We start from the raw sequence: 1,830 nt of genomic DNA, 5'->3' as shown, positions 1-1,830 counted from the left end.
ATGGTCGTGGGCATCATCGGCGCGTTCTTCGGCGTGCTGGCGTAAGGACCCGGCCTATTATTTGCCCCCAAGGGAAACGGCGACCCATTGCGGTCGCCGTTTTTTATTACCGAAAGCTAGTTGGAGGTGCTTCGTGATTCGATCTGACAATCCACCCGATAATGGCGTGAGCGGGGCGATGTATCTATTTGGCACGGCGCTCTTGTGGAGTTTTATCGGCATCCTCGTTCGCGCCAATTCGCAGTCAGCTCTTTTGATCGGTGCCGTCACGGCAATATTTATGGCGCTCTTTATCCTGCTCGTCGGCAGACCCGTCCTTCGCGTCAGCCGTCTTATTGTCCTTGTGGCCGTCTGCAACTTCGTGACGGGCACCACGTTTAACTTTGCCAACCAGCTCACGACGGTCGGCAACGCGATCGTTCTGCAGTACACCTCGATGATTTTCGTTATCGTGTATCAATCGCTCGCAACTCGCACGTTGCCCTCGCCTGCGAAGATTGCCTCCGTGGTGGTTGCTTTTACGGGTATGGGACTTTTCTTTTTAGGTGATTTGAGCGCCGAGGGCATGCTCGGAAATCTGCTTGCCGTCATTTCGGGCGCCACCTTTGGGCTGTGTTTCTTTTTAAACTCTCGCCCCGATGCGTCGCCCATGGTGTCCTCGCTCATCTCCTGCGGCATCTCGATACTTCCGATCGTCTATTTTGCCGGCGACCTAGGCTCCGTGAAACCCTTTGAGTGGGGGCTTATGCTGGTGCATGGCCTTTTTTGCAGCGGCCTTGCGAGTGTGCTGTATGCCAAGGGGATTGCGCGCACCAACGCGTTTGCGGCCAACTTGGTTTGCATGAGTGAGGTCGTGCTCGCTCCCTGCTGGTCGACGCTCCTCTTTGGCGAGGTCTTTCGCTGGAACGAGTTTTTGGGCGCAGCGATGATCGTTTTGGTGATTGTGGCCAACTTGGCATCCGATGCTTTTGGCGACGGCTTTCTGGTGGCGCTTGTCCGCCATCGAAACAAAGAGCGTGCCTAATGGGATGCGCCTGCCGTTTACGGTAAAAAACACCCCGCTGAGCGACTGGTATTAAATAAGGCGAACCTGCATACCTATAATTGGTATCAAATCATTTGTGCCTGGCATGGGTGTTAGCAGCACACCAGGTACGCTTCGAGCCGTGGAATCGAACTCCCGGAATTGATATCAACAACGCGCGCAACGGGAGTGACGACGGTTCGAGATTCCTTATTGGGAGGAATTATGCTTGTCCAAGCAATCCTCGTCGGCTTAGTCGGAGCGTTTGGATGCCTCGACTACCAGCTCGGCACCCTCTACGCGTTCCGCCCCATCGTCCTGTGCCCGCTCGTGGGCCTGGTGCTGGGGGACCTGCAGACTGGCCTTGCCGTTGGCGCCAGCCTGGAGTTGCTGTTCATGGGCTCGATTTCCATCGGCGCCTACGTGCCGCCTAACGAAACCGTCGGCGGCGTGCTCGCCTGCGCGTTTGCCATTCAGCTCGGTCAGGGTACCGAGACGGCCATCGCGCTCGCCATGCCCATCGCCGTCCTTGCGCTGACGATCGGCAACATTACCAATGCCTTGTTCCCTGTGTTTGTCGATATGGCAGACAAGTTCGCCCTCAAGGGAAACCTCAAAGGCATCTACGCCGTTCATTGGGGAATTGGAATCTGGGGCTGCGTCGAGTACTTCCTGCTGTGCGGCGGCGCCTTCTATTTGGGTTCCGACGCCATCCGGGGCCTGCTCGACTTCATCCCGCCCTTCATCATCGACGGTTGCGGCGTTGCCGCCAACATCCTGCCGGCCATGGGCTTCGCCATGCTCGG

The 1,830-nt window shown here is 57.1% G+C and carries 2 protein-coding genes; both read left to right on the top strand.

Annotation, left to right across the window (positions count from 1 at the left end):
- The coding region (locus DWW12_RS09650) for a DMT family transporter (RefSeq protein WP_369832450.1) at nucleotides 1-1,024 on the top strand (1,024 nt) is incomplete at its 5' end.
- A 225-nt stretch (nucleotides 1,025-1,249) separates the two neighbouring features.
- On the top strand, nucleotides 1,250-1,830 hold a 581-nt coding region (locus tag DWW12_RS09645; protein ID WP_147345501.1), incomplete at its 3' end, for a PTS sugar transporter subunit IIC.

The sequence above is a fragment of the Collinsella sp. AF14-35 genome (assembly GCF_003464565.1).
Classification (GTDB): Bacteria; Actinomycetota; Coriobacteriia; order Coriobacteriales; family Coriobacteriaceae; genus Collinsella.
This window is presented reverse-complemented; position numbering and strand designations above follow the sequence as displayed.